This window comes from Tardiphaga sp. 768_D3_N2_1 (genome assembly GCF_052076105.1).
Lineage (GTDB): Bacteria > Pseudomonadota > Alphaproteobacteria > Rhizobiales > Xanthobacteraceae > Tardiphaga.
In genome coordinates this window covers 1,509,698-1,530,860 of the sequence record NZ_CP197245.1, presented here as the reverse complement: position 1 = coordinate 1,530,860, position 21,163 = coordinate 1,509,698, and the positions used below count along the sequence as shown (strand labels likewise).

Annotated in this window: 21 protein-coding genes; 17 read left to right on the top strand and 4 right to left on the bottom strand. The window is 62.9% G+C overall.

Annotated elements, in window-relative coordinates; translation table 11 throughout:
* The first annotated feature begins 19 nt into the window (after window positions 1-19).
* The 15 genes from folP (at window position 20) to AB8A27_RS06805 (ending at window position 14,076) form a co-directional block, all read left to right on the top strand.
* Window positions 20-865 carry a dihydropteroate synthase gene (folP, locus tag AB8A27_RS06875; RefSeq protein WP_441241272.1) on the top strand — a complete coding sequence of 282 codons (846 nt, stop codon included), beginning with the start codon at window positions 20-22 and terminating at the stop codon, window positions 863-865.
* Window positions 862-1,227: a dihydroneopterin aldolase gene (gene folB, locus AB8A27_RS06870; protein ID WP_441241271.1), complete on the top strand. Its 366-nt coding sequence runs from the start codon at window positions 862-864 to the stop codon at window positions 1,225-1,227. The genes folP and folB overlap by 4 nt, the downstream gene beginning before the upstream one ends.
* A gap of 3 nt (window positions 1,228-1,230) precedes the next feature.
* Complete coding sequence (gene folK / locus AB8A27_RS06865) at window positions 1,231-1,722, top strand: 2-amino-4-hydroxy-6-hydroxymethyldihydropteridine diphosphokinase (protein ID WP_441241270.1); 492 nt, start codon at window positions 1,231-1,233, stop codon at window positions 1,720-1,722.
* A gap of 329 nt (window positions 1,723-2,051) precedes the next feature.
* Window positions 2,052-3,923 carry a methylmalonyl-CoA mutase family protein gene (locus AB8A27_RS06860; protein ID WP_441241269.1) on the top strand — a complete coding sequence of 624 codons (1,872 nt, stop codon included), beginning with the start codon at window positions 2,052-2,054 and terminating at the stop codon, window positions 3,921-3,923.
* Window positions 3,924-3,948: 25 nt separating this feature from the next.
* A complete protein-coding gene (locus tag AB8A27_RS06855) occupies window positions 3,949-4,416 on the top strand; it encodes a GFA family protein (protein ID WP_092147790.1) in 468 nt (155 codons plus the stop codon).
* Window positions 4,417-4,437: 21 nt separating this feature from the next.
* A complete protein-coding gene (locus AB8A27_RS06850; RefSeq protein WP_175500472.1) occupies window positions 4,438-4,611 on the top strand; it encodes a hypothetical protein in 174 nt (57 codons plus the stop codon).
* Window positions 4,608-6,761 carry a methylmalonyl-CoA mutase gene (gene scpA, locus AB8A27_RS06845; RefSeq protein WP_441241268.1) on the top strand — a complete coding sequence of 718 codons (2,154 nt, stop codon included), beginning with the start codon at window positions 4,608-4,610 and terminating at the stop codon, window positions 6,759-6,761. Before AB8A27_RS06850 ends, scpA begins: the two co-directional genes overlap by 4 nt.
* 35 nt (window positions 6,762-6,796) lie before the next feature.
* The gene (locus AB8A27_RS06840; RefSeq protein WP_441241267.1) at window positions 6,797-7,114 is read left to right on the top strand and encodes a nucleotidyltransferase family protein; all 318 of its coding nucleotides are present in this window, start codon (window positions 6,797-6,799) and stop codon (window positions 7,112-7,114) included.
* Window positions 7,115-7,450: a HepT-like ribonuclease domain-containing protein gene (locus AB8A27_RS06835; protein ID WP_441241266.1), complete on the top strand. Its 336-nt coding sequence runs from the start codon at window positions 7,115-7,117 to the stop codon at window positions 7,448-7,450.
* Window positions 7,451-7,458: 8 nt separating this feature from the next.
* Window positions 7,459-8,232 carry a DUF3298 domain-containing protein gene (locus AB8A27_RS06830; RefSeq protein WP_441241265.1) on the top strand — a complete coding sequence of 258 codons (774 nt, stop codon included), beginning with the start codon at window positions 7,459-7,461 and terminating at the stop codon, window positions 8,230-8,232.
* Window positions 8,229-9,215: a methylmalonyl Co-A mutase-associated GTPase MeaB gene (gene meaB, locus AB8A27_RS06825; protein WP_441241264.1), complete on the top strand. Its 987-nt coding sequence runs from the start codon at window positions 8,229-8,231 to the stop codon at window positions 9,213-9,215. The genes AB8A27_RS06830 and meaB overlap by 4 nt, the downstream gene beginning before the upstream one ends.
* Before the next feature lie 127 nt (window positions 9,216-9,342).
* Window positions 9,343-9,999 (top strand): pyroglutamyl-peptidase I family protein, encoded by a 657-nt coding sequence (locus AB8A27_RS06820; RefSeq protein WP_441241263.1) that lies wholly within the window; start codon window positions 9,343-9,345, stop codon window positions 9,997-9,999.
* Window positions 10,000-10,149: 150 nt separating this feature from the next.
* A complete protein-coding gene (locus tag AB8A27_RS06815; RefSeq protein ID WP_441241262.1) occupies window positions 10,150-11,403 on the top strand; it encodes a multidrug effflux MFS transporter in 1,254 nt (417 codons plus the stop codon).
* 113 nt (window positions 11,404-11,516) lie between these two features.
* Window positions 11,517-11,774 carry a hypothetical protein gene (locus AB8A27_RS06810; RefSeq protein ID WP_093759161.1) on the top strand — a complete coding sequence of 86 codons (258 nt, stop codon included), beginning with the start codon at window positions 11,517-11,519 and terminating at the stop codon, window positions 11,772-11,774.
* Between the two features lie 931 nt (window positions 11,775-12,705).
* Entirely contained in the window at window positions 12,706-14,076 is a 1,371-nt protein-coding gene (locus tag AB8A27_RS06805) for a TIGR03808 family TAT-translocated repetitive protein (RefSeq protein WP_441241261.1), read from the top strand.
* Here the strand turns inward: AB8A27_RS06805 and AB8A27_RS06800 are convergent.
* The 4 genes from AB8A27_RS06800 to AB8A27_RS06785 form a co-directional block, all read right to left on the bottom strand.
* Window positions 14,073-14,621, bottom strand: a complete 549-nt coding sequence (locus tag AB8A27_RS06800; RefSeq protein ID WP_441241260.1) for a TIGR03809 family protein — start codon at window positions 14,619-14,621, stop codon at window positions 14,073-14,075. The genes AB8A27_RS06805 and AB8A27_RS06800 overlap by 4 nt on opposite strands.
* A 408-nt stretch (window positions 14,622-15,029) precedes the next feature.
* Window positions 15,030-16,814 (bottom strand): S8 family serine peptidase, encoded by a 1,785-nt coding sequence (locus AB8A27_RS06795; RefSeq protein ID WP_441241259.1) that lies wholly within the window; start codon window positions 16,812-16,814, stop codon window positions 15,030-15,032.
* 47 nt (window positions 16,815-16,861) lie between these two features.
* Entirely contained in the window at window positions 16,862-17,602 is a 741-nt protein-coding gene (locus tag AB8A27_RS06790; RefSeq protein ID WP_441241258.1) for a hypothetical protein, read from the bottom strand.
* Entirely contained in the window at window positions 17,599-18,168 is a 570-nt protein-coding gene (locus AB8A27_RS06785) for a sigma-70 family RNA polymerase sigma factor (RefSeq protein WP_441241257.1), read from the bottom strand. Before AB8A27_RS06785 ends, AB8A27_RS06790 begins: the two co-directional genes overlap by 4 nt.
* Before the next feature lie 551 nt (window positions 18,169-18,719).
* Between AB8A27_RS06785 and AB8A27_RS06780 the strand changes: the two genes are divergently transcribed.
* A complete protein-coding gene (locus tag AB8A27_RS06780; protein WP_441241256.1) occupies window positions 18,720-19,868 on the top strand; it encodes a GGDEF domain-containing protein in 1,149 nt (382 codons plus the stop codon).
* A 69-nt stretch (window positions 19,869-19,937) separates the two neighbouring features.
* Window positions 19,938-21,050 carry a DUF2336 domain-containing protein gene (locus AB8A27_RS06775; RefSeq protein WP_441241255.1) on the top strand — a complete coding sequence of 371 codons (1,113 nt, stop codon included), beginning with the start codon at window positions 19,938-19,940 and terminating at the stop codon, window positions 21,048-21,050.
* Window positions 21,051-21,163 lie beyond the last annotated feature (113 nt).

Sequence of the window (21,163 nt, the reverse complement as noted above, 5' to 3'; positions counted from 1 at the left end):
GACCGCGCAAAGCGACCGCATGATCGCGCGCCCCACCACGTCTGCTCCGACGGCCCACCCGGTGCTGGCCGCGCTGCTGGCATCGCCGGTGCCTGCGGTGATGGGCATCCTGAATGTCACCCCGGATTCCTTCTCCGATGGCGGCCAGTTCGATGCCCCCGAGCGCGCGCTGGCGCAGGCCAGGCGGATGATCGCCGAGGGCGCCGGAATCATCGACATCGGCGCCGAGTCCACGCGGCCCTATGGGTCCCGGCCGGTCACTGCCGATGAAGAATGGGCGCGGCTCGTGCCGGTGCTGGCCGACGTCGTCGCGCTCGGCACGCCGGTATCAATCGACAGCATGAAGGCGTCCGTCGTCGCGAAAGCGCTCGCTGCCGGTGTCGCCATCGCCAACGACATCTGGGGGCTGCAGCGCGATCCCGACATGGCGCGCGTCATCGCCGAGCACAGCGCGCCGGTGGTCGTCATGCATAACCGTGACGACGTCGACGGCAGCATCGATATCATTGACGACATCAAGAGCTTCTTCACGCGCTCGCTGGAGATCGCTGCCAGCGCCGGCATCCCCGCGGGCCACATCGTGCTCGACCCGGGCATCGGCTTCGGCAAGACACCCGAGCAGAGCATGATTGCGCTGGCGCGGTTCGACGAGCTGACCGGTTTCGGCCTGCCGGTGCTGATCGCCGCCTCGCGCAAGAAATTCATATCGACCGTCGTTCCGTCGGAGCCGCAGCAGCGCATCGGCGGATCGCTCGCCGCGCATCTGCTCGCGGTGCGGCACGGCGCCAGAATCGTCCGCGCCCATGACGTCGCGGAAACCGTTCAGGCCCTGCGCGTCACCGCAGCCATCGAGGAATTAAGATGACCGACATGATCTTCATCAAGGGCGTATCTGTGCATGCCCATCACGGCGTGCTCGATTACGAAGGCGTCGTCGGCCAGCGCTTCGTCATCGATCTCGAACTCGATGCCGATATCGACCTTGCCTCGCGCACCGACCGTCTCGCCGATACCGTGTCCTATGCCAATGTCGTCGCCACCGCGATCGCCGCCTTCAAGGACACCAATTACAAGCTGCTGGAGCGCGCCGCCGGTGCGGTGGCCGATGCGGTGCTCAAGGATTTTCCGCGCATCAGCTCCGTCAAGGTCACCGTGCACAAGCCGCACGCGCCGATTGCCGCGATCTTCGACGATGTCGGCGTGGTGCTGCGCAGATCGCGGGCGTAACCAATGGCCAGCGTCCTCATCGCGCTCGGCGGCAATGTCGGCGATGTCCGCATGACCTTCCGCAAGGCGATCGGCAATATCTGCGGCATGACGCAGGCCGCGCTGATCGCACGCTCGGCGGACTACAGCACGCCGCCGGTGGGCGATGTGCCGCAGGACCACTTCGTCAATGCGGCCATCGAAATCGACACCGAACTCGACCCGCACGCGCTGTTGTTCACGCTGCACAGGATCGAACACAAATTCGGTCGCAACCGCGCCGCCGAAGGCCACTGGGGGCCACGTCCGCTCGATCTCGACATGATCGCCTATGACGACGTCGTCATGGCCAAGCCGGAACTGCACCTCCCCCACCCGCGCGCGACCGAACGCGCCTTCGTGCTGGCGCCGCTGGCCGAAATCGCCCCGGACCGGGTGATATCAGGCAAGACGGTTGCCGAGCATCTGAAGGCCCTCTCAACCGATGGCATCGAGCGGCTGCCGGATCTGGATTGAGCGCAGGCCTTTCCTAACCTCTCCCCGCATTTTGCGCGGGGAGAGGTCGCCGCGCCTTCGCGGCGGGTGAGGGGCGGCGCGCCGCCCTATCGCCACGATGTCATTCGCGGATACCACCGTGCGATCCGCTCCGACCAGATTGGTTTAGCTCTGTGCCCCGCCCCTCACCCGTCGTCGCTGCGCGACGCCACCCTCTCCCCGCATTGCGGGGAGAGGGAAGAACGCGCCAATTCCGCGCATCCCATGCCCGAACAGGCATTGGCAACCCCTTCTCGGCATGGCATTTTCCGGCTCAATCACGAAGCAATGCCGGGAGTGAAGTTCTGACCATGTCGACTGCGACTGACGACCTGCGGCTGGCCGCCGATTTTGCGCCTGCGAGTTACGAGGACTGGCGCAAGCTCGTCGATGGCGTGCTGAAAGGCGCGCCGTTCGAGAAGCTGATCAGCAAGACCTATGACGGCGTCAAGATCCAGCCGATCTATCCACGCGCCCAGGATGCAGCGCCGATCGCCGGCCGCCCGGCCGCTGCGCCCTGGCAGATCATGCAGCGGATCGACCATCCGGATGCTGCGAAGTCCAACCGGCAGGCGCTGCACGATCTCGAAAACGGTGCCACCGGCCTGACGCTGGTGTTCGAAGGCGCCAATGGCGCACGCGGCTTCGGCATGGTCGCTTCGCCCGAAACCATCGAGACACTGTTCGACGGCATCTATCTCGACGCCGGCATCGGCATCGAGCTCCATGCCGGCCCGCAGTCGCGCATGGCCGTGACCTATCTGGCTGACTACATCAAGGCGAAGGGCATCGATCCCGCCACATGCGATATCCGCTTTGGCCTCGATCCCATCGGCGCCACCGCGGTGTGGGGCACGTCAGCCTATAACTGGTGGGAGATGGCGCCTGCCGTCACCGACACCATCAAGAAGCTCGCCGCGCAAGGCTTCAAGGGCCCGTTCGCCGTTGCCGACGGCCGCATCATCCACGATGCCGGCGGCTCGGAAGTGCAGGAACTGTCTTACGTCCTCGCAGTGATGGTGTCCTATCTGCGCGCGATGGAAGACCATAACATTCCGCTCGAGACAGCCCGCGGCATGATCTATGCGCGTCTCGCGGCTGACGCCGATCAGTTTCTCACCATGGCGAAATTCCGCGCGCTGCGCCTGCTGTGGGCGCGCGTCGAGGAAAGCTGCGACCTTGCGCCGAAGCCGCTGTTCATCGCTGCCGACACCGCATGGCGCATGCTCACGCAGCGCGATCCCTATGTGAACATGCTGCGCGCCACCATGGCGACCTTCGCCGCCGGTCTTGGCGGCGCCAATTCGATCTGCGTGCTGCCGCACACGCTGGTGCTCGGCCTGCCCGATGGCTTTGCGCGCCGTGTTGCGCGCAACACCCAACTGGTGCTGCTGGAAGAGTCCAATCTCGCCAAGGTCACCGATCCCGCCGCCGGCGCCGGCGGCATCGAGGCGCTGACGCGCGAACTATGCGACGCCGCATGGGCGCAGTTTCAGGACATCGAAAAAGCCGGCGGCGCCTTCCAGGCGCTTGGCAACAATGTGATCCAGCCGAAGGTCGCCGCGACACGCGCCGCGCGGCAGGCCAGCGTGGCCAAGCGCCGCGAAGTGCTCACCGGCGCCAGCGAGTTTCCCAACCTGCATGAAGCGCGCGCCAGCGTGCTGAAGGTCAAGCCGATCCCCGGCAAGCCCTATGGCAAGGACAAGATCAAGTTCAACCCGCTGGAACCGATCCGGCTGGCCTCCCCCTTCGAGGCGCTGCGCGACAAATCGGATCACCTGCTGGCGCGCAAGGGTGCCCGCCCGAAGGTGTTTCTGGCCAATCTCGGCACGCCGGCCGATTTCACGGCGCGCGCAACCTTCGCCAAGAGCTTCTTCGAGACCGGCGGCATCGAAGCCCTCGACAGCGACGGGTTCTCCGATCCGGCCGAGCTCGCAAAGGCCTGGAAGGCCTCCGGCGCCGCGCTGGTATGTATCTGCTCGTCCGACAAGCTCTATGCCGGCCAGGCAGCGCCCGCAGCAAAGGCGCTTCAAGCCGCCGGTGCGAAGCATATCTATCTGGCAGGCCGCCCCGGCGACCTCGAGACGCCCTTGCGCGACGCAGGCGTTAGGGATTTTATCATTGCCGGCGGCGATGCGCTGGCGATGCTGGTGCAGGCCCATGATTTAATAAATGCGACTTAATAAATTCGGCCTGATGGAGTAAGCCATGACGGCAACGGCGAGCAAACCCGCGCTGACCGGCGGTTGCCAATGCGGCAATATCCGCTTCGCGCTGTCGGCTGCGCCAACCCGGGTCAGCATCTGCCATTGCCGCATGTGCCAGAAGGCCACCGGCGCGCCATTCGCCTCCCTCGCCGATATCCCGCACGAGAACTTTGCGTGGACCCGCGGCAAGCCGGCGGCGTTCAAGTCATCATCGATTGCGGAACGAGACTTCTGCGCCAAATGCGGCACGCCGCTTAGCTACCGTCTCATCGGCGGCCCCAAGATCGAGATCATGACCGGCGCCTTCGACCGCCCGGACCGCGTAGTGCCGACACAGCAATTCGGCACGGAGTCACGCCTGGGCTGGGTCGGCAATGTGTCGAACCTGCCGAGCAAAACGACGATGCAGAATTACGGCCCGGAGAAATGCGCCGAAGTGTTCAGCTATCAGCATCCGGATCATGATTAGCGTGTTTCAAGGATCGCGCGCATGGCCAGTTTGCTATTCGACTTGCTGATGTGGCCGATCGAGAAGGTGCTTGAGAAAGTGTTTGACGTGGTACTCTGGCGGAAAACTGAAACGCCCCCGTCAGACGACCCGACCTACAAGAAGAACGTTCAGAGACTCATCGAACGCAATCGAGAATTCGAGAAACGACCATGACCAAGATTCCTGACTTCACCAACATCGCCTTCTCGCCCATCGCTGCCGGTGCGCCATCGCAGGGCGAGCCGTGGCTGACGCCGGAAGGCATTCTGGTGAAGCCCGGTTACGGCGAGGATGACGTCAAGGGCATCGACTTCCTCGACACCTATCCCGGCATCGCGCCTTTCCTGCGCGGCCCCTACCCGACCATGTATGTCAACCAGCCCTGGACGATCCGGCAATATGCAGGGTTCTCCACCGCGGAAGATTCCAACGCGTTCTATCGGCGCAATCTCGCCGCCGGCCAGAAGGGCCTCTCGGTCGCCTTCGATCTCGCCACCCATCGCGGCTATGACTCGGATCATCCGCGCGTATCGGGCGACGTCGGCATGGCCGGCGTGGCCATCGACTCCATCTACGACATGCGCACGCTGTTCGCCGGCATCCCGCTCGACCAGATGAGCGTGTCGATGACCATGAACGGCGCGGTGCTCCCGATCCTCGCACTCTATGTCGCCGCCGCCGAGGAACAGGGTGTGCCGCCGGAGAAGCTCACGGGCACCATTCAGAACGACATTCTGAAAGAGTTCATGGTGCGCAACACCTATATCTATCCGCCGGCGCCATCCATGCGGATCATCTCGGACATCTTCGCCTACACCTCAACGAGGATGCCCAAGTACAATTCGATTTCGATCTCCGGCTATCACATGCAGGAAGCCGGTGCGACGCAGGATCTCGAGCTGGCCTATACGCTCGCCGACGGCGTCGAATATCTCCGCGCAGGTCTTGCTGCAGGCATCGACGTCGATCGCTTCGCGCCGCGCCTGTCATTCTTCTGGGCGATTGGCATGAACTTCTTCATGGAAGTCGCCAAGATGCGCGCCGCGCGGCTGCTCTGGGCCAAGCTGCTGACGCAGTTCAATCCGAAGGACCCGAAATCGCTGTCGCTGCGCACCCATTGCCAGACTTCGGGCTGGTCGCTGACCGCGCAAGACGTCTATAACAACGTGATGCGCACCACCATCGAGGCGATGGCGGCGACGCAGGGCCACACCCAGTCGCTGCACACCAATGCGCTCGACGAGGCGCTGGCGCTGCCCACCGATTTCTCGGCCCGCATCGCCCGCAACACGCAGCTCTTTTTGCAGCAGGAAACCGGCACCAACCGGATCATCGATCCGTGGGGCGGCTCCTATTATGTCGAGCGCCTCACCCATGATCTCGCGACCAAGGCCTGGGCGCATATCCAGGAAGTGGAAGAGCTCGGCGGCATGGCCAAGGCCATCGAGGCCGGCGTGCCGAAGCTGCGCATCGAGGAAGCCTCGGCCAAGACGCAGGCGCGCATCGATGCCGGCCGGCAGGCGGTGATCGGCGTCAACAAGTACAGACCGGAGAATGAAGAAGCGCTCGACGTGCTGAAGGTGGAAAACTCCACCGTGCGCCGGCTGCAGATCGACAAATTGAAGAGGCTTCGCGGCGAGCGCAGCCAGGCCGATGTCGATGCCGCGCTGGCGGCGCTGACGCGCTCGGCAAAGGACGGCAATGGCAACCTGCTGGCGCTGGCCATCGACGCCGCGCGGGCCAAGGCTACCGTCGGCGAAATCTCGGACGCCATGGAAAAAGTGTTCGGCCGCCACCGCGCCGAGATCAAATCCATCACCGGCGTCTACAAGCGGGAAGCATCCAGCATGAACGACAATGTCGCGAAAGTTCAGGCGCTGATCGATGTCTTTGAGGATGCCGAAGGCCGCCGCCCGCGTATCCTCGTCGCGAAAATCGGTCAGGACGGCCACGACCGCGGCCAGAAGGTGATCGCGTCTGCTTTCGCAGACGTTGGTTTCGACGTCGATATCGGGCCGCTCTTCGCCACCGCCGATGAGGCCGCACGTCAGGCCGTCGAGAACGACGTGCACATTCTCGGCCTCTCCTCGCTGGCCGCCGCCCATCTCACCGCCGTGCCCGAGCTCAAGGCCGCGCTCAAGAAACAGGGCCGCGAAGACATCATGATCATCATCGGCGGCGTCGTCCCGCCGCAGGATTACGACGAGCTCTACAAGGCCGGCGCCGAGGCGATCTTCCCGCCCGGCACGGTGATCTCGGAGGCGGCCGAAGAGCTGATCCACAAGCTGAATGCACGGCTGGGGCACAGCGAGGCGGCCGAGTAGCTGCAGCGTCACGGCAAACGTGATAGGATCGCGGGATGACCGACGTGATCGACATCCCGCTAGAGACGATCCTCGCAAAGCTGCGAGCAATTGCGCCTGCCATCAAGGCGGAGGGCGTCACACGGCTGGCGGTGTTCGGCTCGCGGGCCCGCGGTGACGCACGGCCGGACAGCGATCTGGATATCGTCGTCGAGACGATCCCTCACCAGACTGGCGCGCGTGCGTTTGACGTGTTCAAGGTCATGCACATGATTGAGGATGCGACCGGTCTGACGACGCAGATATCCATGTACGATCTCCTCAAGCCTAGGATCAAGGAACGCATCGCCGACGATCTGATCGAGGTGATCTGAATGCCGCCCACCGCCGAAGACCGGCTGCAGGACATTCGCGAAGCAATCGAGGAGCTGGAGGCCTATCTGCAGGGTGTCGACTTCGATCAGTTTTCGGCAAACCGGGCCTTGCGCCTGATCACCGAGCGTTTGCTGGAGATTGTCTGCGAGGCCGCGCGGAATCTCCCCGAGCATATCAAGATGGAGGCGATCGACATCGACTGGCGCAAGATGGCAGATTTCGCCAATCGGCTACGCCACGCCTATCATTCAACTGAGACCAGAATCGTCTGGGATATCCTGCAAGATCATCTCCCTCCTCTCAAAGCCTTCGCCGAAAGCCGCATCCGCGAATGACTCTTTTTTTGTCTTACCGTCCCCTCGCCGCAGCCCTGCTGCTTGCGCTGTCCTGCGCCCAGTCCCTCGCCGCCGAGCCCACACCCGACATCCAGCTCAAGGGCAAATACACCGAGGTCGCGGTCTTCTTCGATACGGCGATCAAGTCCGATGCGCCGCTGCTGAAATATCTCACATCCGCCAGCAATGGCTGGGCTGCGAAGACGCTCAAGGAACTGGCCGAGCAGCGCAAGGACCTCCGCGATCTGCCTGCCGACATCCGCAACCGGCCATGGGAATCCGAGCGCTCCTATACGCAAAGCTCGCTGGTCGCAGGTCGCTATGTCAGCATCATTCGCGCGGACTACAACTACACCGGCGGCGCGCATCCCAATCGTGCCAACGACACGCTGCTGTGGGACAGGCAGGCCGGCAAGATGATCAGCATCCGCCCTTTCTTCGCCGAGCTCGCCGATAGTGGGCCGGCGATGACGGCGATCCGCGATGCGGTCGTCGCGGATCTGAAAGTCGAGAAGAAAAAACGCGACAACGACAATCCCGACATGAGCCTCGTCGATGCGCTGGAGCCGAAGCTGCTCAAGATCGGGCCGGTATCGCTGGCGCCATCGACATCGGCCGGCAAGAGCTCCGGCCTCAGCTTCCATTACGGCCCCTATGCGGTCGGCTCCTATGCCGAAGGCGATTACGACGCCTTCGTGCCATGGGAGAAATTGAAGCCATATCTGTCGGCCGAGGGCGGCGCGATCTTCGCCGGTGAGCGGCCGAAGGACGATGACAAGTGACGACAGCGTCCATTGACATCGATGCCCTTGCGCGCGACGTCCGCGCCGGCTCCCGTGCTGCGCTGGCGCGGGCGATCACGCTGGTGGAAAGCCGCCGTGCCGATCATCAGGCCGCCGCGCGCGAACTCGTGCAGGCGCTGCTGCCCGCCACAGGCAATGCGTTTCGCGTCGGCATCACCGGCTCGCCCGGCGTCGGCAAGTCGACCACCATCGATGTGCTCGGCATGTATCTGATCGACAAGGGCCACAAGGTCGCGGTGCTGGCGGTCGATCCGTCCTCGGCGCGCACCGGTGGATCGATCCTCGGCGACAAGACGCGGATGAACGATCTTTCCGCCCATCCAGACGCCTTCATCCGTCCCTCGCCGTCCTCGGGCACGCTCGGCGGCGTCGCGGCGAAAACGCGCGAGGCCATGTTACTGTGTGAAGCCGCCGGCTTCGACGTGGTGCTGGTGGAAACCGTCGGCATCGGCCAGTCGGAAACCGCGGTCTGCGACATGACCGACTTCTTTCTTGCGCTGATGCTGCCCGGCGGCGGCGACGAGTTGCAGGGGATCAAGAAGGGCCTGATCGAACTCGCCGACATGATCGCCATCAACAAGGCCGACGGCGACAATCTGAAGCGCGCCAATATCACCGCTGCGGATTATCGCGGCGCGCTGCATATCCTCGCGCCGCGTTCGGAGCACTGGCATCCGCCGGTGGTGACCTATTCGGCGCTGGCGAAGACGGGCATCGCCGAACTCTGGGACAAGGTCGTCGCGCATCGCACCGCCATGAACGCCTCCGGCGATTTCGCCTCCCGCCGCCGCGAGCAGCAGGTGAAATGGATGTGGACGATGCTGGAGGATCGTTTGAAGGCGCGGCTGCGCGGCGATCCCGCGATCCGCAGCAAGGTCAAGCAGACCGAACGCGACGTCGCCGATGGCCGAATGACGCCTGCCGTCGCGGCGGAAGCGATCGTCATGCTGTTGAAGGATTGAGGATGCGTAGGATGGGTAGAGCGCAGCGAAACCCATGCTGTCCGCCGCCTGCAGCTGGCTCGGCCGATGGGTTTCGCTCCGGCGCTTCGCGCCTATGCTCTACCCATCCTACAAACGGGGCGAACCGATGAGCGAAGCCCCCCGCATCCTCATCACCGGCTTCGGCCCCTTCCCCGGCGCGCCGTTCAATCCGACCCAGACGCTGGTGGCGCGGCTCGTGCGCCTGCGCCGTCCCGCTTTCGCCGACGTCACCCGCTTCGCACATATTTTCGACGTCACCTACGCGACCGTCGATCGCGAATTGCCCGAGCTGATCGCGCGCCATTGCCCGGATGCGCTGCTGATGTTCGGCCTCGCCGCGCGCACGCCCTATATCCGGATCGAGACGCGGGCGCGCAACGCGGTGTCGATGCTGTGGCCCGATGCCGGCCACACAACGGTGCGCCGCGCTTGTATCGCCCCGGGCGCCGACGCGCAGATGTTCGGCCCGCACACGGCGCGCCTGTTCCGGGCCGCCCTCGCCGGCGGCGCCGACGTGCGCCCCTCACGCGATGCCGGCCGCTATCTCTGCAATTACCTGTCCTGGCGCGGCATCGAGGCCACCCGCATGCTCGGCGGCCCTCGCCTTGCCGCCTTCGTCCATGTGCCGCTGCTGGCACAGGACACCGCCTCTCGTCGCGTGACCTCCGACGAACTCACGGATACCGGTGAAGCGATCCTGCTGGAGATGATCCGCCTGACCCGAGTCAAACTGCGTGATGCGGCCCGGAATTCCGGGGGTTGACGCCGTCGAAACGACGCTCCCGGCTATTCTCTGAACATTAATTCATAAATTGAGAATCCGCCGGTTTCCGCGACGCAGCCATGCCGAAAGTCAGCTTGTGCATCGCAGCATGAAGACCCTAATGGCGGGAGTGCTTTCAAGGACAGTTTTGTGACCGACATCAACGCCGACGCCCCCCTGGCGGTGTCATCGACCCATAGCCCAATGAAATTTGGCGAATTCGTCGTCGTGATCGCTTCGATCATGGCGCTGAATCCGCTGGCTATGGACATCATGCTGCCGGCGCTGCCGCATATCGGCGCGGCCTTCAAAGTCCCTGATGCCAACCACCTTCAGACCGTCCTCTCGGTCTTCCTGCTCGGCTTCGGCGTGGCCCAGTTCGCCATCGGCCCGCTGTCGGACCGCTACGGTCGTCGCCCAATCCTGCTCGGCGGCATGGCCGTCTATTGTGCCGCGAGCGTGCTCGCGCTGTTCGCACCGTCATTCGAAATCCTGCTGCTTGCCCGCCTGCTGCAGGGCGTCGGCACCGCGGCGACGCGCGTGATCGCGGTGTCGATCGTCCGGGACTGCTATGCCGGCGGCCGCATGGCCAGCGTCATGTCGCTGGCCATCATGGTGTTCATTTCCGTGCCGGTCATCGCCCCGTCTTTCGGCCAGGCGCTGATGATCCTCACGGAATGGCGCGGCATCTTTGTCGTGCTGATGCTGTACGGCCTGCTGACGCTGGCCTGGAGTGCCTGGCGAATGCCGGAGACGCTGCCGGTCGCCAAGCGCCGCTCGCTCGCCATTCGTGATGTGCTGTATGCCTATCGGCAAACCGTCAGCCATCGGCAGACGATCGGTTACGGCCTCGCTGCCGGCATCCTGCAGGGCGCGCTATTCGCTTTCGTGTTCACGTCGCAGCAGGTGTTCACCGAGATCTTCCATCTCGGGCCATATTTCCCGTTGGCCTTTGCGTCCATCGCTTTCGGCGTCGCTGCGGCCAGCTTCTTCAACTCGCGCGTCGTCCATCGCTTTGGCATGCGCGCACTCTCCCACGGCGCCCTGCTCGGATTTGTCACTGCTGGCGCAGCGATGCTGCTGGCGGTCGTGACGGGCTTCGTGCCGCTATGGCTGTTCATCGCGCTGTCGATGCTGATGATGTTTGCTTTCGGCCTGATGTTCTCGAATTTCACCGCACTGGCGATGGAGCCGCAGGGCCACATCGCCGGCACGGCCTCCTCGCTCTACGGGACGCTGACCACGCTGCTGGGTATCGCCATCGGCACGGTTATCGGCCAGCACTATGACGGCACTCTGCTGCCGTTCGCGACCGGGCTTTTTCTTTGCACCCTCACTGCATTCGCGGTGATCCTCGTGGTGGAAAAGGGCCGCCTGTTCAAGTCTCACAAGATGGTGAGCTGAACGCTCTCGCGACGCAGCCGGATGGCCGTCGCGCAATTTTGAAATGTCTGGGAATACGTCGGGGCGAACCCGGCGCCGCCATGAACGTTATCAATTTTTACCGGAGCAATCCGATGCCTTACGCACTGTTCTGTGACGACGCGAAGCTGAGCAAATCCTATCCGACCGAAGCCGACGTGTGGAAACTTGCCGCCGAGAGCGGCCTTGTCACCGATGTCGAAGCCAAGAATTCGAAGCCGACACCGCGCCGCGTGCTCGACAACGATTACGAGATCCGCCCCTGTCAGGCGGAGCCCGGCGAATGCCCGGAAAAGAACGAGCGCGACGCTCAGGCCGAGAAGGACTTCCAGCTCGCGCTGAAGGGACGATAACACGCGGAGTTACTTCATCCGCATGTCACTCCTCGACACACGCTCGTCATTCCGGGGCGCACGAAAGCGGCGCAGCCGCTGAAGTGCGAACCTCAGCCACTCCAATTGGAGTGGCGGGGAATCCCGGAGTGTTCTGCTCGATCGGAGACTCCCATGCTGAGATTCCGGGTTCGCGTCCGGCAAGTGCCGGCCGCGCCCCGGAATGACGAGTATGGGGCGGGTCCGCGCTGCGCCAGCACTGCCACTGGCAAGGAGACGGCTGGCCTTGGGATGGAAAGACCCCTGGACAGTGTGACGGACGACCAAATCGAAACGCGTCCGGCTCAAGTGCTTGAGGCTCCCTTCCCATCGCCTTGGGACTTTAATTCGGTGATCGGATCGTTCGCTGAGGCAAAGTGCAAGCAAGTCGAAAAAACACCGCAGGCGGAACGCTGGGCACTTGCCTGACGCTTCCGAAAGTCCTGATGCACATTACCCTTGCGGAAGACCGCATTCGCATCAGGCCCAAGGGTGCAACGGGCACCCGGCGTTCCGCACGCCCTCTCAAGGGAGGGCGGGAATGCGAAACACGACGGCGCCCCCGCGCCGCTAACAACAGGGGCGATGACGCGTGTCTGAAGAACAGTGGCTGTTTGACAGTTGAATCCGTGAATGACGTGACGCTCCGTCGTCACCCCACACTCCGCCGTCATGCCCGGCGAATGCCGGGTATCCACGCCTTGGCTACAAAGGAAGGCGTGGATGGCCGGAACAAGTCCGGCCATGACGACCGAGAGCGAAGTGACGACCGAAAACGTAGCGCAAAGCCGTCGGCAGATGAGCGCCTCATTAACCCTACCCTGCACATTCATCGCGGCCGCTCTCGCCTGGCAATGGAACACGCATCATCTTGCGTTACGCCATCAGCGGACATCCACCGGGACCTTGAACCATGGACCTGCATCGCCGCCATCTGCTGACTGCGTCCGGCGCGGGTCTCGCCGCCGGCGCATTTGCCGCATCGAGCGATGCGGCGCGCGCAGCGCCACTCACCTCGGCGCTCGGACGCGACGCCACGCAATATGGCGTGCGTGCCAATAGCCAGGACGACCAGACCCGCGCATTGCAACGCGCCATCGACGAGACCGCACGCGCGCAGGCGCCGCTCGCATTGCCGCCCGGCAACTATCGCACCGGTACACTGAAGCTCGCGCGTGGCTCGCAGATCATCGGCATGCGCGGCGCAACCACCCTCACCTTCAGCGGCGGCGCATCACTGCTCTCGGGCGAAGGCGCGGACTATGTCAGCCTCAGCGGCCTCACGCTGGACGGCAACTTCGCCAAACTGCCGCCGCGGCGCGGGCTGCTGCACATGGTGCAGGCGCGCGAGTTCCGCATCGGCGATTGCACCGTCACCAATAGCGGCGGCGCGGGCATCTGGCTGGACAACACGGCGGGCGCGATCACCGGCAATACGCTGACCAACATCGCCACCACCGCGATCGTCTCGTTCGATGCGCAGGGACTGATCGTCGCGCAGAACATCATTTCCGGCACCAGCAGCAACGGCATCGAGATATTGCGCACCGCCATCGGCGATGACGGCACGCAAGTGATCGACAATCGTATCGAGGGCATCAAGGCGGGTCCCGGCGGTTCCGGTCAGTATGGCAACGCCATCAATGCTTTTCGTGCAGGCAATGTCATCGTCTCCGGCAATCGCATCCGCAATTGCGATTACTCGGCCGTGCGCGGTAATTCGGCATCGAACATCCACATCACCGGCAACAGCGTCTCGCGCGTGCGCGAAGTCGCGCTCTATTCGGAATTCGCCTTCGAGGCCGCGGTGATCGCCAACAACACCGTCGATGGCGCGGCGCTCGGTGTCTCCGTCTGCAACTTCAACGAGGGCGGCCGCATCGCTGTCGTGCAGGGCAATATCATCCGCAACCTGCTCCCGAAACGGCCGATCGGCACAGCGCCCGACGACGATGCCGGCATCGGCATCTATATCGAGGCGGACGCCAGCGTGACGGGCAATGTCGTCGAGAACGCGCCGTCATTCGGCATGATCGCGGGCTGGGGCAAGTATCTGCGCGATGTCGCCATCACCGGCAATGTCGTGCGCAACAGCTTCATCGGCATCGGTGTATCGGTCGCGCCGGGCGCCGGCACCGCGCTTGTGAGTAACAACATGATTTCAGGCGCGCCACGCGGCGCCGTGGTCGGCCTCGATCATGCAAAACCGGTGACCCCGGACCTCACGGCGGATGGCGCACAGCGCTATCAGCAGGTTGCGGTGTCCGGCAACACGGTGCGCTAAAGCGCTGTCCGCAGCATCGGATAGCGCGCGCTGATCACCAGAGGATCGAGCGCCTTCTGCCAATCCAGATCTGCCGGCGTCACCGTCGCCTGCCGAGGCGGCGCCCGCTGCAACAGGGTTTCGATCGGGATCAGGACGGGCGCAGCCGCTTCAACCACCGGCTCGATGTCGGGCTGCAGTGGCGCAACCGCACGCGCTGCTATCGCAGGAGCTGCAATGGCGGGAAGCGTGACGGCAGGAGCTGCGACGGTAGCAGGCCGAGGCTCAGCAGCGCGCGGCGCCCGGTAGATCACCCCTTCCGAAGACAGCACGCGCCTCACGGCAGCTGTCTCGCCCTCAACCATCAACCGCCAGCGCTCAACCGCTTCCTTGGCTTCCTGAATGTTGTCGAGAAACTCGGCTTCGCTGTGAAAACGGCGCCAGCGCCCGCTCTCGAACAGTTCTGTCAGGTAGTCCAGCCGGCTCTCGGCAAGAGAGCACCAGCGCTGGGCCAGTGGCCGACCAATGCCCGCATGCGGGTAAGGAAAATTCAGGTGAGATGACATGGAAATGTCCGCAAGAGAAAAAACGGACGCAAAGCAACAAACGAATCACTCACCAATACTTGGAGAGTTTCTGTGGAAAAGTTTCCCCGGTCCAGCGCGATGTGGTCAAACCTGAATAATTGCGTTGGAAACACGTGAAAAAGCCCCGTCAAACCTTGGGTATCGCAGTCAAGCCTTGCTTGAGCCTTGCTCGACGCCAAGCCATGCACCGGCAATCTATGACCTGAAGGTTAAAATTTTTGGTTAACAAAAACGAAAGACCCGCCCGGGGGGACAACCGGGCGGGTCAAGCTATACCGGGCGCGAATGTTTGGGCGCATGCGCCGGATATGGCCTCGTTGGGGAGGGAATGCCGCTCCCACATCCATATGTCCGGTCCACCCGGCCAAACGTTCAACGATCAGGCGATTATTTTTGGGCGTCTGACGCCATCGATGGCGACGACGCCTCGATCGCACGCGTCGGCGGCGCCGGCGCGGTGACGACAACAGGCGTCACAGGCGCGGGCGCTGTGGCCACGGGTTGCTGGGCGCTCTGCACGGCCGATACCGCACTATAGGCATCCGCCGCTCCGGCGCCGAACAGATCGTCACGGCCGGGCGCACCGAGATCACGCGCGGTTGTCATCAGGATGCTGCGGATTTCGCTCGGCTGCAGTTTTGAATTGCGCTCGATCATCAATGCGGCAAGCCCGCTGATATAGGCCGCCGAGAACGAGGTACCGGACGTCATCTGGTACTTGTTATCCGGCGCGGGCAGGAAAATATCGACGCCCGGTGCAGCCACTGCGATGTGGCGGCCACGGTTCGACGCAGTGAACAGCCTGTCATACGCATCGGTGGCGCTGACGGCGATCACGCTCGGGCTTGCAGCGGGATAAAGCGGAGGCGATTTCGGCCCGGCATTGCCTGATGCTGCGACCATCACGATGCCCTTGCTGGCTGATGCCGCAATACCGCGCTCGATCAGCGGATCCTGCGGGCCGGCGAAGCTCATATTGATGACCTGGGCGCCATTCAATGCCGCATGGTTGATCCCCTTGAGGATCACGAAGGACGAACTCTCCGCACCGCCCTGCGACACAGCAAAGGCACGAATGGCAAGAATGCGCGCACGCGGCGCACTGCCCATCAGCCGCGCATGCGATACGATCGCCCCCGCAATGCCAGTGCCGTGCACATGCGCACCCTCTTTGCTGCCAAGCGCATCGAACGAACCCACGATGGCATCAGCGAGTTCAGGATGGGCGACGTCGATGCCGGAATCGATCACGGCAACTGTCACATTCGCGCCAGCCGACAGCTTGTGCGCTTCCGGCAGGCGAAGCTTCGCCACCGCATATTGCGCGGGATCGCCCTCGCCCGGCACCGGCGTTGTCACCTGATCCTGCAACACGTAGCGGAAATTGGGTTGCACAGCGCGCACGTCAGCCTCGGCGCGCATCTGGGACTCAACAGTTTCGACCGAACGATTATCGGTGATCCGGAACAGGTTGATCGTCGCGCCGATCAGCGGAAAATCCTGCGACGACAGACGCTCCAGACGCAGGCGGCGCGCCAGCGCATCGGTCTGGTCGGGCGTCAGCGCGCCATCGAGTTCGGCGATGATCTGCCGGGGGACGTAACGCGTGTTCAAGGCCGCCTGCGGACCATTGCTGCGCGATCCGCCACCGGCATTCTGACTGCGCGGCGTCGGGCCGCCGCCGCCGAGATCAGCAACGAATGGCTTCTCGTTGCATTCACCGGATGCCGCGCGATTGGCATAGGCGCAACTCGGATAGGTGTTCGGCGAATAACGCACATAGGAAATGGTCGGCAGCACGCCCACGATCTTCGGCGGCGGTGTACGCCCCGGCCGTGTGGATATGGGCGGTGTCCGGCTGGCTGTCGTCCCGATCACCGCCCCGCGCGGGCCGGTGCTGGCGATACCGACTCGACCAGCAATGGGTCCGCGGCTCGCGATACTTGGACCACGGCCGGCGATGCGGCCCGCCCCCGCAGCGATATTCGGATTGATACGCGGCGTGGTGTTCGGAGCGATCGTGGGAACGCGCGATCCGATATTGAGGCTCGGCGAGCGCATCATGCTCTGCGCGCCGGCGACCGAAAGGCCGAACGACCATGCAACGGCGAGCGAAAGCACAGCGGCCGTGCATTTCACTATCTGTCCGGAGGCGCCACGATCATGTCTCATGGAACAGGCCTCGCACGCACAATGCGGATCGGATCAACCGACGGCGCCTATTGCGCCTGAACCGCCATGCTGACGATCTTCTCGTTCTCCAGCCGGCGGATCAGCCCGGCGATCTGATCCTTGGTCATCACCCGATTGCCGAACTGCAGCCGGAACAGCCCGTCCTTGCCGCTGTCGACAATCGTACCCTGATAGCCGTCGAGCAGCGCGGTGATGTCCGACACCCGCGCAGTCGGCGCGAAACGGACGAACAGACGCGTCGGAGCTTCTACCGAGGCAGGTGCCGGTGCCGGCGCGAGCGACCGGGTGACAGTGGTCGGCGCACTCGCTGGCGACGGCGCGGCTTCATAGGACGCGGTCTGGAATGTGCGGGTGTCGCGCTGCATTAGCACGGTGCCGATCACACCGGCCTGCAGCATGATCGCGAGCGCGCCAACAGCGGCCGAAGCCGCGAGTGTCCGCGGCGAAAGCGATGCGAAAAATCCGGAGATCCGCGCCGACAGACCGACCGATGTCGATCCACTGCGCGCCGGCTCGGCGTCGATCGCAGCAAACAGCTTCTGCATCGCCCGTGACGACGGCGCACCGAGGCTCTCATTGAGGCCAATGGTCTCCGCGTATTCTTCCTGGATCACGGCATATTGCTTCGCCAATTCAGGATCACTGGCGAGCGCATCATCGACGCGGCGAGCATCACGCGCGTTGAGCGTGCCCGCGGCGTGCCAAGGCAGCAATGCCTCGATCTCGCCTGGCTCCTGGTTCGGCACCTTGTTGCTCATCGCCATCATGGCCAGCCTCGTTCAATGCCGGCTGCCTTGAGCAGATCGGCTAATTTCTTGCGCGCATAGAACAAGCGCGTCTTGACGGTGTTCTCGGGAATTCCAACAATCTCGGCCACCTCTTCCACGGACTTCTCGTGGTAGTAGACGAGATCGACGATTTCCCGATGCTCGGGCGAAAGAGATGTCAGGCACTTCCGCAACGCGTCACTGGTATCCTTTTTCTGAACCGACACTTCGGGATTATCGGACGTATCCTCGATCGCGTTGGCCGTCTCGTCGTCCAGTTCGGCGTCCTTGCGTTTGCGCAGCGCGGACAGCGCCTTGAACCTCGTAATCGCCAGCAGCCATGTGGAGACCGCGGAGCGACCCTCGAATTTGCCTGCCTGTCGCCACACGTCCAGAAACACCTCGCTGATAAGATCCTCAGCAATCTGTTCGTTCCGCACCAGCCGAAGGCCGAAGCGAAACACCCGAACATGGTGCCTGCCATAAAGCACCTGCATGGCAAGACGGTCGCCTTGCGCAATCCGGGCGATCAGAACCTCATCCGATGCCGCCTGTGTTGCACTCACTGCCCGTCTCGCAAGGTTGGTCTGAATGGGGTCGTAAGAGGTTCGATTGACAAGATAAAATCTTCTCGAATGGGCAGGAATATACCGGTCGCGGCTGCTTTAACCGCACCGAACGGGCTTTTGGGCGCCCTTTTCTTGGGCGGATCGGGTAACAGGTAGCATAGTGCTGGGGCATTTCCGACCCGAATGCCAGCGATTCACACGGCAACCTTACCAAGTCGTGGCTTCCGGAACAGCCTTGAGGCTGCGGAACCGACATTTTGCAGCCGTATCCCGAAACCTCGTAAATGGATACCGTCATTTGTCATGGCGGCCTCTCCGCCACGTCAAGTCAACTCGTCCGGGCTCCTGGTCCGCCGGGCATTTTTACTTAATTAAAAAAGCTATCGTTGCTATCTTCTGGCGTCCCCACTGCATGCGATCGCTCAACATTTTGTCGCTGAGAACAGCGCATGAGTAGCCGATTACCAGATTTGGCTCACGGCAATAGATACCAAACCTAAAGGCTTTGAGCACTAGAGTTCCGTCATCGAAACCCATCGACGGGCTCAATGACCGCAGCCGCCTCATCAGTCTTCAATCCGCTAAACGGCGACTTCGAAGCCGTCGATGGAGAGTTGCGGTCAGACATGCTGGCGCGTCGCCTGAGGCGGCGACGGCAAATGCTCGCATTGGCGGCCGCAAGTCATGCCGTCAACGTCGTGCTGCTCTTCGTCTTCCTTGCGGCAGGCACGATCGATGGCACGATCATCGCGGCCTATGCCGGCTGCGCTTCCGCCTCCGTCCTGATCTTCCTCGCGATCTCCGAGAGCGGCCTGACGGATGACTGGAGCGATCATTTCTTCGCAGCGCCATACACCGCCGTCACCTTCGCATTGCAGCTCGCCTTCATCTACCTGGCGCCCGATGTGGCCGTCGTGTTTCTCTGCGCGTTGTTTCTCGTCGCTAACGTCGTCGCTCTGCGCACCACGCCGCGCGAAGGTGTCGGCGCCTGGATGATCATGACCGGCGGCCTCGCGCTGCTGTATTTCCTCGTCGATCTGCCTCTGACGCTCCCCTCCGGCAATTCCATCGAGCGCTTTGGCACCTTGCTGACATTCTCGATGACCATCGCCCGCAGTATGTTCATTGGCATTTTCTCCAGCTCGCTACGCGACGCGCTGTTTCGGCGGCGGGTTGAACTCGAGGCCGCATACAAGCGCATCGAAGAGCTCGCAGAACTCGATGAACTGACGGGGTCGTTCAATCGCCGCTGCATCATGCGGCTGCTTGACGATGAAATCATTCGGGCACAGCGCAGCAATACGCCCTGTACCGCCGCGTTGATCGACCTCGACTGGTTCAAGCGCATTAATGACAATTTCGGGCATCCGACTGGCGATGAAGTGCTGCGGACCTTCGCCATCACGATTTTCGCCAATATCCGCAGCATCGACAAATTCGGCCGCTACGGCGGCGAGGAATTCCTTTTGGTGCTGCCGGACACGCCGCATGACAAGGCCGTGCAAATGCTCGACCGCCTGCGCGCAATCGTCGAAGCACTGGATTGGAGCGCATTTTCCGACGGTTTGACCGTAACGATTTCGGGTGGCGTTGCGACATTGGGTCCGAACGACACGCCAGACACCTTACTCGCACGCGCCGACAGCGCACTCTATGCCGCCAAGGAGCGCGGACGAAACCGAATTGCAAGCGCCTGAACGAATTTCACGAACCCTGCCCGCAACATATTCGCGGCAGGACACGATTAGAATTACGGGATTTGATTTATGTCTTCGAAGTCACCGTTATCGGCAAATTTACTCGACGAACTTGACGCCGCACTGGCCCACGGAACGGTCGCACGGCGCGTGGAAACCCTGCGCCGCGTCACGGATCTGTTCGTCAACAATGCCGTGGATTACTCCGACGCGCAGATCGCAGTGTTCGACGACGTTTTCGATTGCCTGCTGACGCATATGGAAGCGTCTGCAAGGGCCCTTCTGGCCGAGCGACTGGCACCCGTCTCTGTCGCACCGCCCCGGGTTGTCCGAACCCTTGCATTCGACGATTTGATCGAGGTCGCCGCACCCGTGCTCTCCCAGTCGGAGCAACTCGACGACCATGCGCTGATCGAGAATGCACGCACCAAAAGCCAGGACCATCTGCTGGCGATTTCGACGCGCAAGGTCCTGAGCGGCGCCCTGACGGATGTTCTCGTCGAGCGCGGCAACGACGCCGTCGTTAGCAGCACCGTTAACAATCGCGGGGCGGAGATTTCAGAGCGCGGCTACAATACCCTGCTCTCCCGTGCCGAGGGCAATGATGCGATTGCAACCTGCATTGGCCTGCGTCCCTCCATTCCGCGTCACCATTATCTAAAGCTCGTCGCCAAGGCGTCAGCATCGGTTCGGGCGAAGCTGGAAGCCGCGCGCGTTCACCACACAACCGACATATCTCTGGTGGTTCAGCAGGTCGCGCGGCGAGCCCGCACCGCGCCAGACTGCGTCAGTCAACAGACCATTATCGCCCACGGCCTCGTGCGCTCGCTGTTCGAAGACGGCAGGCTGAATGAAACCGAGGTGGCGAAATTCGCGGAAGCCGGCAAGTTTGACGAAGCTAATGCCGCGCTCGCCTGTCTGGCCAATGTACCGGTTTCGGTGGCAGAAACCATGATGGTTGAAGCCCGCAGCGAGGGCATTTTCATTCTGTGCAAGGTCGCTAATTTTTCATGGAACACCGTCAAGACCATCATCAACATGCGCGAGCAACTCGCTGGAGCGCACATGTCTGACAGCGCGACCGACCGCGAAACCTATGAGCGCCTCCGCATCTCAGCGGCGCAACAAGTCCTGCGCTTCCATCGCATGCAGCAGGCAACGTCCGACCTACCTGCCGCCTGACCTTTGTCAGTCAACATGTTTTCGCGCGGATGGCCGCAGTCTGGCCATTGCAACCGAGCGCCGCAACGCCAATTGCGCTGAGCAGCCATTCCGTCAGCAGGCATCGACTTGTC

What these genes read in the sequence shown, in the direction of transcription:
- folB (WP_441241271.1), top strand. Translation starts at nt 862, where the DNA reads ATGACCGACATGATCTTCATCAAGGGCGTATCTGTGCATGCCCATCAC.
- AB8A27_RS06775 (WP_441241255.1), top strand. Translation starts at nt 19,938, where the DNA reads ATGTCTTCGAAGTCACCGTTATCGGCAAATTTACTCGACGAACTTGAC.
- AB8A27_RS06860 (WP_441241269.1), top strand. Translation starts at nt 2,052, where the DNA reads ATGTCGACTGCGACTGACGACCTGCGGCTGGCCGCCGATTTTGCGCCT.
- scpA (WP_441241268.1), top strand. Translation starts at nt 4,608, where the DNA reads ATGACCAAGATTCCTGACTTCACCAACATCGCCTTCTCGCCCATCGCT.
- AB8A27_RS06790 (WP_441241258.1), bottom strand. Translation starts at nt 17,602, where the DNA reads ATGATGGCGATGAGCAACAAGGTGCCGAACCAGGAGCCAGGCGAGATC.
- AB8A27_RS06780 (WP_441241256.1), top strand. Translation starts at nt 18,720, where the DNA reads ATGACCGCAGCCGCCTCATCAGTCTTCAATCCGCTAAACGGCGACTTC.
- AB8A27_RS06810 (WP_093759161.1), top strand. Translation starts at nt 11,517, where the DNA reads ATGCCTTACGCACTGTTCTGTGACGACGCGAAGCTGAGCAAATCCTAT.
- AB8A27_RS06835 (WP_441241266.1), top strand. Translation starts at nt 7,115, where the DNA reads ATGCCGCCCACCGCCGAAGACCGGCTGCAGGACATTCGCGAAGCAATC.
- AB8A27_RS06820 (WP_441241263.1), top strand. Translation starts at nt 9,343, where the DNA reads ATGAGCGAAGCCCCCCGCATCCTCATCACCGGCTTCGGCCCCTTCCCC.
- AB8A27_RS06805 (WP_441241261.1), top strand. Translation starts at nt 12,706, where the DNA reads ATGGACCTGCATCGCCGCCATCTGCTGACTGCGTCCGGCGCGGGTCTC.
- AB8A27_RS06850 (WP_175500472.1), top strand. Translation starts at nt 4,438, where the DNA reads ATGGCCAGTTTGCTATTCGACTTGCTGATGTGGCCGATCGAGAAGGTG.
- AB8A27_RS06795 (WP_441241259.1), bottom strand. Translation starts at nt 16,814, where the DNA reads ATGAGACATGATCGTGGCGCCTCCGGACAGATAGTGAAATGCACGGCC.
- AB8A27_RS06855 (WP_092147790.1), top strand. Translation starts at nt 3,949, where the DNA reads ATGACGGCAACGGCGAGCAAACCCGCGCTGACCGGCGGTTGCCAATGC.
- folK (WP_441241270.1), top strand. Translation starts at nt 1,231, where the DNA reads ATGGCCAGCGTCCTCATCGCGCTCGGCGGCAATGTCGGCGATGTCCGC.
- AB8A27_RS06840 (WP_441241267.1), top strand. Translation starts at nt 6,797, where the DNA reads ATGACCGACGTGATCGACATCCCGCTAGAGACGATCCTCGCAAAGCTG.
- folP (WP_441241272.1), top strand. Translation starts at nt 20, where the DNA reads ATGATCGCGCGCCCCACCACGTCTGCTCCGACGGCCCACCCGGTGCTG.
- AB8A27_RS06800 (WP_441241260.1), bottom strand. Translation starts at nt 14,621, where the DNA reads ATGTCATCTCACCTGAATTTTCCTTACCCGCATGCGGGCATTGGTCGG.